The sequence below is a fragment of the Bacteroidales bacterium genome (genome assembly GCA_031276035.1).
GTDB lineage: Bacteria > Bacteroidota > Bacteroidia > Bacteroidales > BM520 > RGIG7150.
In genome coordinates this window covers 1-8,348 of record JAISNV010000036.1, presented here as the reverse complement: position 1 = coordinate 8,348, position 8,348 = coordinate 1, and the positions used below count along the sequence as shown (strand labels likewise).

Below are 8,348 nucleotides of genomic sequence, written 5' to 3'. Positions count from 1 at the left end.
TCGAATCTGCTTGGTACCTCAAAATTACAAATTTACTTTTAATTTGTGTCTTTGCCTCTTAGTAACTTAACCCACGTAGAAAAATGAAACCGAACAAAACCATAAAAGTAGGTTTAAACAAAGAAACTGTCAGTGCGAGAAAAGCGTTGAGGCTGCGAGCAATCATACAGTTATTTTTTATAGTGATTTAGTTAATGAAAACAGTATTACTAACATGAGGGGATTGAGCGAAATCTTGTGTGCTGTTTCCACGTTTGAGCATGAACACAGCAGACCATTGTTGTCATCTATTGTGGTTCATAAGTCGGATAATACTCCCGGCATGGGGTACTTTTACCTCTGTTCCGATTTAGGTGTTAGCGGTGAGTTCGAGAAAACACAAAAAGAATGTTTTGAATTTTGGGGGAATGAGGAAAATAGGAAGAAGTATGCGGAAATGTGAGAATTTTGTATAAGAGGAAGCTATACTAATAATCTTTGTGTGATCTATTGAAATGAAGAAAATATTTAGTACAGTCAAATGTTTTGTTGAGGAAAATTCTTTGATAATATCTTTATTCCTATTATATATTTTATTTCATTCTTTTTTTGAAAGATATATTACATTAGGCTTAGTAAATACGTTATTTTGTTATATAGAATCATCATTAATGAATGACGTGATTTTTGCGGCATTGGGAATTATAATGATTATTCGGTTAATTATATCAATAAAAAATAATTATTTTATATCAAATAAAATAATTTTAACTTCTATCTTTCTTTATATCATAATAGTATATTATAGATGTTTTTCTAGTATTTGGAATTTTACATCCAGTTATTTAGTCGAACACATAAAATATATTGATTTGATTATAATGTTTCTTGTTTTTAACATTGTGATTCGCTGTGTTTATAAAGTAAAAAAATGTGCTATTGATACGAATAGGGGATTCTATTTCGATAATCCTATAAGCAAGTTGAAAAACGACACTTTAAATCGTCAGGGGGTAGCAAAAATAATAATTGAAAAAACACAAAATACGACAAATCCGGATTCTTCTTTTGCAATAGGGATTTCTTCAGAATGGGGGACAGGGAAGACCTCATTTTTGAATTTAATAGAACGCGGGTTAAATGATAAAAATCGAATTATTATACATTTCAATCCGTGGCTCAATAGTGATGACAACACTGTTGTGAAGCCTTTTTTTGACGAATTAAGTGGAAAACTCAAAAAATATAATAGAGAGCTATCTAATGAATTATTGACGTACTCGAAAATGTTAAACGAAATAGGTCCCATAGAGACATCTATATTATCTAAAGTATTTCCCGCTTTATTCAAAAATACGAATGATTTACGTCAACAGTTTGAATCTATCAATAAGGCAATATTGTCATCAGGTTTGCAGATTGTCATTTTTATTGATGATTTGGATCGTCTATATGAAAAGGAAATAGTAGAGGTACTGAGATTAATACGGAATAGTGCAAGCTTTGCCAATACTGTTTTTATTGTTGCTTATGACCGGAATTATCTTATTTCTGCATTAAGAAAAGTAAATGAATATCATCCTAATTTTTATCTTGAGAAAATTTTCCAAATAGAAATAACATTACCGAAATTTTATTATTTTGCAATTGTTAATAGATTAAAAGAATTGCTCATCCCGCACATGGAAGAATGTGATAAAGAAAGATTAGAGAATATACTTAATAATACAGCCTTCAACCATATATCTAGGGGAAATTATTTTAGATATTCTTTACTGGAAAATCTACGTGATGTCAATCGTTTTGTTAATTCGTTTTTAATATCATATGAAGCCCTTAAGGGAGAGATTGTCCTCGTTGATTTACTAAATATAGAGCTTTTAAGAATTAAATTTCTTGGCGTATATATGCTATTAGCTAATGATTACAATTTTTATTTGACGACAAAAGGCGGTCAAAGTAGGAATAATTATTTGACTTTAAAAAAGGAAAAGATAGGCGATAAAGAAAAAGAAAAAACACTCTTGGAAGAGTATTTAGAAAAGAGTTATGAAGAGGTGGGAATTCCCGAAAATCAAATAGTAGATGCTCTAAAATATGTAAATGTTGTCTTCCCTGACTATGATATTTATTCGGTCAGTTTACAACTGACATCTATTGCAAACCCAGTGGGTATTGACAGGTATTTTTTTTATAGTTTATTAAATTCAAATTTGTCTGAAATAGAATTTTCTCATTACAGAAACGAGCCGTGTAACGTATTTTTGATTAAAATACAAGAGTGGATCAGGAGGGGGTTGCAAAATGAAGTGGCAAGGAGATTAGAGCGAATAGAACACTATCTTAATAAAGACGATTACGAAAAGATTCTCAAAGCAATTTTTTATTATGCATCTTCACCAACCGATAGTGGTAGTGATTGTTTTGGTTTTGATGGGGATAATTTAATTATGAAATTAAATTATAACAATGTTAAGCTTTTTTATCCCGAAAAGGAGAATTATGTGGATTTTGTGAAACAATTATTTCTAAAACAAGATGCGCCATTTTTATTCGTGTCTAATTTTATAAAGCATATTTTTTCGCGTAATGTGTCAGAATGGAATTTTATTTTGTCAAAAGATTTCTTAAAACAACAGAAAATTGAATATTTCAAAACCTATGCTGACTCTATTAGTAAATTCGACAAGTATTTATTTTGGTTATTTCATGATTGTAACTATAAAGAATGGGTAACAAATGATAGTCGTACGTACAATAGTGAAGAAGTTGAATCAGAAGAAGCTAAAAATATTTTCATAAAATGTGCTTCACGAATACCTAAAAGTTTTATTAAAAATATTATTTCAAAAAAACCACTTTCAGGTGATGAGCCATTGTTTTCAATATTAAATCTTGTTGTTAAAATATGGGGGAGTTGGGATGCTTTCGAATCTTTTATCTTTTCATTAAATGAAGAAGAAGTAGAGGAGTTGGGGGAATTTAAATTATTTTATTTAAAGTGCAAAGAAGTTAATTTTGGTCACTATGTGGAGTTTGACTTTAAGGATATTGATTTAGCTGATGCTTTACTGTTTAATGGATAAAGATGAAGTATGAAACATAAGGTGGCAATATATTATGATAAAGAGGGAGATAGAAAGTGTTTTAGGGCAGATGAGCTAAATAAAGACAAGGCTACTATTGTAGAACTTAAGAAATATGACTTATTTGATTCTACGGAAGAATTTAAACTAACTACTGTTGATCTTTCGCACACAGATAAAAGAACACACTTTCGTTTATTGAATCCCACTCATGAAATGAAATTTTACATGAGCGATGATTCTGATAAACATGATGAAAAGATTTCTGAATTAATGAGTGTTTTAAATGGAGAATATCAAAAAATAAAATTTGTATATAAAGATTTCTCCACGTATCCAGCGGAAGAAAAGGAACTTGTTGCGATAAGTCAATATGTCTTTCAAGATGAGGTTGCAAGAGAAACAGAAGTGGATAAACCCTATGCTCGTTTTGATATATTTGGCATGGATAAAACTTTATCAACCTCTCGAAAACGTCCGGAAATAATTATAGAAGTTGTAGATAAATGTTTTCATAATGCTGACCTATTCAATTTCCTTGTTGATAAAACAAAAAAAACGTCTTTAATTGTTTTGTATTATTTTATTCTGGAAGAAAACAGATATAATACAATTAAAAAAACCGGCAATAGTGTGGATTTTAGAATATCATGTTATATTAAAAATGGTGTGTTCTTTTATTGCGGCATTCCTGTGGAAGTACCTAATCATTATTTACAAGAGGAAATAGATAATATATATAGGGATTTTAACTTCGTTGAACAGAACATAATAAAATTCATAAAGCGTAAGGAAAAAATTGATATTGCAGCATTAAAAAGAAATGTGCGAAATAAAAGTTGATATATTAGTGTCATTGTGGTAAACCAACTGATTGGAATTTGATTATGGCTATATTACAAAACGGAAAATCTATCTATCCATTTTGGGGTGAAAGTGTAAATTTGATTACAGGACTTGACCCTTTAGGTCTTCAAGTAACATCGGAGGCTATTTATGCAACAATGTTACCCGGAATATCTAATTTGACTAATCGACTTCGTTATTATGGGTTTTATTGCTGGCTTCTCGACTTTTATTTAAAAAAGGAAAAGAAAGGGAATCAGACAGAACAGTATCGTTTTATTCGAAGATCGGAATTATTAATTGCCATAATAATGCAGACAGAGCGAAAAAACATTACACAAATTACAGGTAGTAACTTCGCGTCAAATCTTGTCAATAATGCTCCAAAAGTATTTGATTTATCGGCAGGTGCAGATAAGGATATCGGAAATGAAAAAGTTTATTGGAAATATCCATCTGGGGCATTTGGACAATATTATTTTGGCGCACTACAAGCTTTATCTTTGGCAGCTTATTCTGAAAATGATAAAGGCGACATTATTTTCAATATTACACAATCTCATCCAAGACAAAAAGTGTCAGGCGCACAATTAGCAAGTGCATTTGACAATATCCTCACTTATGAAATAAAAGCACTTTTTTACCACTGCATAAAAACAGGAAAATTGTATAGTGAAGACATTCCTAAACTAATTACGTGTTTCGCAATAGATAAAATTGATGCTGAAAGTGCAGAATGGCAACTTTATGTTGATATGCTTTTGGATAAAGATTATCCAGATATGGAGATTGAAGAGCGGTTTACTTTTCATAGAAGAAATACAATCATGTCGTTGCTGTCCACAGCAAGCGGTCATAATAAAGAATACAATTGGCTGATTTTTCTTAATGAATGTTACGAACAAAAAAATACTGAACCCCAAGACACACATGTTGGTTGGTATTGCTATATGCTAAATGAATATTGGCAAGTTGCTTGTGGCTTGATTTTTTATGGCGTATTGTGCTATATGGAATCTTTACATTCAGATAAATATTTGCCAACATTCATTAGTGAATTCTCTGAATCGGTCGGAAGAGAATTTGATGCAGAAACACACACACAACTTAAAGATTATATCGCCTCAATTGGTGAATCCGAAAATGATTTATTAGAGCAAAGAGACGATAGAAGTAATACCCCACAGGAAAGTGCAAGAATCGGATTTGATTTGCTCTTTAAGCTTTACGGAAACAACGAGACGCAGCTACTAAACCTCAAAGAATATATGACCCGAAATGGACTAATCCGAGACGGGAATATGGTCGATGGTTTATTGGCAATTTCCGAACATTTACAAGATAACATTATAGATTTTATCACAACCTTTATTCGTAAAAATATCATCTATCGTCATCAAATGGTTGCTTTACGGAAAATGGGTGATGGGACACGTGTGACCAATAAATTTATCATTGAGGAACAAATGATACGACTTGTTGATATTTTCCCTGCACGTTGGACTTCGCCGAGAATGAATGCCCTACGAAACTTGCTCTTTGATTTACAAATTATCAATGAAAAGGGACTGATTACCGAGTTACATACTGAACTCACTGACCAATAATGGTAGTAAAACGAAACAATATTCTTTCTCTTATTGGTAATGGACGATATCATTCCTGCATATTGACAACTTTCAGCTTCGATTTTTATTTTTTTGAAATGAAAATAATGAAATGGTTGCGTTCTTGTGGGGTAAGGAATGTAAATGTTTTTATTGATGGATATTTCTACTCTGAGCTTATGCAAGAAGCAACAGGATATGAAATGAAGCTATCAACAGGATATTCTCTTTATCCTGTATTTGAAAAAGAGATTTTTCATCCAAAAATTTGGTTGCTGTTTGGCGGGAAAGAGGGTTTGCTAATCGTCGGATCGGGTAATCTGACTAATTCGGGTAATGGCGGCAATGATGAAATCTGGGGGGCATATCATTTTGACGTCACACAACCTCAGTATGCGCCTGTGTTTTCCGCAGCATGGGATTATATTTCACAAATAACCAATGCTGCAAAAGGAATAATAAATGAAAAGACTACTCATTGGATTACCGAATATTCCCAATGGTTAATGGAATTGCCAAAAGTTAGGGAGTTCCAATTTGTAAATTTATCTAATAATGAAAATATAGCTTTCCTATACAATACGAAATATTCTACGATTTGGCAACAGATAAATCAACTTATTGGGAATGAAAAAATAATAGAAATTACAGCTGTTTCTCCTTACTATGATAAACACGGAAAAGCATTAGAAGTAATTCGATCTACATTTCCCAATGCACAAATCAATGTTATTTTAGATGATAGAGGCTTAATCCCTTCACTATTGCCAAACGATAACAAATACACCTTTTACGATTGGAAAAAAATGGATGTTTGTAAAGATATTGGAGAAAAACAACTCTCAAGGCTTCATGCAAAAATCCTTTATTTTAAAACACAAAAGAATATTGAATATTGCTTGTTTGGTAGCGCTAATATCACACCGGCAGGTTTAGGTATTTCAAGCAATCCTAATGCAGAAGCTTCTATATTTATAAAATCAAATGAAGAGGAACTATTAAATAGAATTGGCGTAAAATTAAAAGCAAGCGGTCAAAAAAAATTATCGCAATTTGATATAAATAACGGAACTTCTGCAGAAAAGAAAATTGTAACAAACAACAGTTTTATAATTAAGTTATTGTCAGCAGAAATTAATTTCTCAACTTTGACACTATATACAAGCATGGGATTCGATACGCCTATTCATGTTGCAATGTATGGCGGTGATAATAAATTACTTAAAAAAGAGACACTTAATTCCCTACATGTACAACAAGACATCAAACTTGACATAGAAGAAAATAAATTGCGATATATCCAAATCCAAAAGGCAGATAATACATTTTTGTCAAATAAGATAATGGTTAGCAACTATCTCTCAACCACCAAAACTCATCCCAACCCTAAAGATGCAGAACTTGAAAAATTATGTGGACAATTACAAAATGGCGAGCTACAAAATGTCTTGGATTTGCTTCCTTATGCAATTATTGATGAAAGCGAAAAAGAGGAAGGTGCTTCAATTTTAAATAGTTCAAAAAATAAAATAAACGAAGGGGAAATTAAAAAAGATGTTAATCAAACAAAACTTGTTGATTTATAGGACTATAAATTAGTAAAAACGCATTCACAAGAAAGTAGATTGCTTTTATCCCCATCACTTCGAGTATTGGACTCACTAAAATTAGCATATACGCATAGCGCAAATTCACAGATAGACATCAGAACAGATGAGCAGGAAGAGAATATAAGTAACATAAGTGGGAATAATGAAGATGAAATAAAACTTAAAAAGAATGATTCGTTGAAAAAAACAGAATCAGACAAGCGTAAACTAAAAAAATTCTTTGAAAATCTTTATAGCTATTTTCATAGCGATATTTTGTTTAAAGATACTAAAATGACCAACTACAAGTTGACATTAACAGTCATGACGAAGTATTTGATTGCGTTAGAGCTGATTCATGAGTTCGGAGGTAAATCAGAGAAGATTGAGACTGAACAACGGTTTTTCACCTATTTACCTATAACAGGTTGTTACAAAAATAATAATGTAAAAGGTTGTTGCTTGAATATTGTAGGCGACTTTTTGCGTTTAGCACAAAACGGTTTCAAAGAATATAAATTCGATTATACAAGAAAAAAATTTGAACAGCTCCAACATGACGCTTTAATCAGTACGATTGCTTGTATGTTGAATATCAATTGGAAAGAAAGCGAAAGGCATTATTTTAAAACATTATTATTGAATTCATTGCATTATTTGGGATGGACATCTTTTTCCGAATTAGATGATAAATTAAACACATTAGTTGAACAACTAAACGATAAGGTGAAACGATTGAAGCAACCTGCCAGCACTTTAAAAAGTCAGTTGGATTACTTCGTTCATCAAATGTGTGATGCGTTCAAGCATTCATTAATCAAAAGAGAAAAGAAAAATTTTGCAAACAGTGCACGTGAAGGACAAATCATATATTCTTCAATCGCAAAAGTTGGGTATTGCTATGTCATATCTGTAACTAGTAAAAATGAATACTGTTTAGCAAGGCCAGGCTTTGATTGGAGCGATCAAGGAAGCGAATATATTAATCATTTTGGCGATACTATTTATAATCCTTTGTCTTTGAATGGCATGATAATTGTCGACGTGTAATATACATTCTAAATAGGCGGGCAAGCAAATAGGTGGTTACGGTTTAGCGAATATATAATGTGCCCCCTCCGGTGCCCAATTCCGCTTAACGAATAGAGTCTCGCTGAAACCTCATGATACTAATAAAAAAATAATTGAGCAAATTGAAAGTAACAGAACGTATCATTAAATAATATAATACCAAGCCGTTT

General features: G+C 31.7%; 6 protein-coding genes. All 6 read left to right on the top strand.

What is annotated here, in order from left to right; genetic code table 11:
* The first annotated feature begins 214 nt into the window (after nucleotides 1–214).
* The 6 genes from LBP67_09945 (at nucleotide 215) to LBP67_09920 (ending at nucleotide 8,157) form a co-directional block, all read left to right on the top strand.
* Complete coding sequence (locus LBP67_09945) at nucleotides 215–442, top strand: hypothetical protein (protein MDR2085300.1); 228 nt, start codon at nucleotides 215–217, stop codon at nucleotides 440–442.
* Nucleotides 443–962: 520 nt separating this feature from the next.
* Entirely contained in the window at nucleotides 963–3,065 is a 2,103-nt protein-coding gene (locus tag LBP67_09940) for a KAP family NTPase (protein MDR2085299.1), read from the top strand.
* Between the two features lie 9 nt (nucleotides 3,066–3,074).
* Nucleotides 3,075–3,908: a hypothetical protein gene (locus LBP67_09935; GenBank protein MDR2085298.1), complete on the top strand. Its 834-nt coding sequence runs from the start codon at nucleotides 3,075–3,077 to the stop codon at nucleotides 3,906–3,908.
* Between the two features lie 314 nt (nucleotides 3,909–4,222).
* Nucleotides 4,223–5,518 (top strand): hypothetical protein, encoded by a 1,296-nt coding sequence (locus tag LBP67_09930; protein ID MDR2085297.1) that lies wholly within the window; start codon nucleotides 4,223–4,225, stop codon nucleotides 5,516–5,518.
* The gene (locus LBP67_09925) at nucleotides 5,518–7,104 is read left to right on the top strand and encodes a hypothetical protein (protein MDR2085296.1); all 1,587 of its coding nucleotides are present in this window, start codon (nucleotides 5,518–5,520) and stop codon (nucleotides 7,102–7,104) included. Before LBP67_09930 ends, LBP67_09925 begins: the two co-directional genes overlap by 1 nt.
* Before the next feature lie 66 nt (nucleotides 7,105–7,170).
* Nucleotides 7,171–8,157 carry a hypothetical protein gene (locus LBP67_09920; protein ID MDR2085295.1) on the top strand — a complete coding sequence of 329 codons (987 nt, stop codon included), beginning with the start codon at nucleotides 7,171–7,173 and terminating at the stop codon, nucleotides 8,155–8,157.
* The last annotated feature ends 191 nt before the right edge of the window (nucleotides 8,158–8,348 follow it).

Excerpts from the sequence above, each read along its gene's own strand:
- LBP67_09930 (MDR2085297.1), top strand. The coding sequence starts at position 4,223 with ATGCAGACAGAGCGAAAAAACATTACACAAATTACAGGTAGTAACTTC.
- LBP67_09945 (MDR2085300.1), top strand. The coding sequence starts at position 215 with ATGAGGGGATTGAGCGAAATCTTGTGTGCTGTTTCCACGTTTGAGCAT.
- LBP67_09925 (MDR2085296.1), top strand. The coding sequence starts at position 5,518 with ATGGTAGTAAAACGAAACAATATTCTTTCTCTTATTGGTAATGGACGA.
- LBP67_09935 (MDR2085298.1), top strand. The coding sequence starts at position 3,075 with ATGAAACATAAGGTGGCAATATATTATGATAAAGAGGGAGATAGAAAG.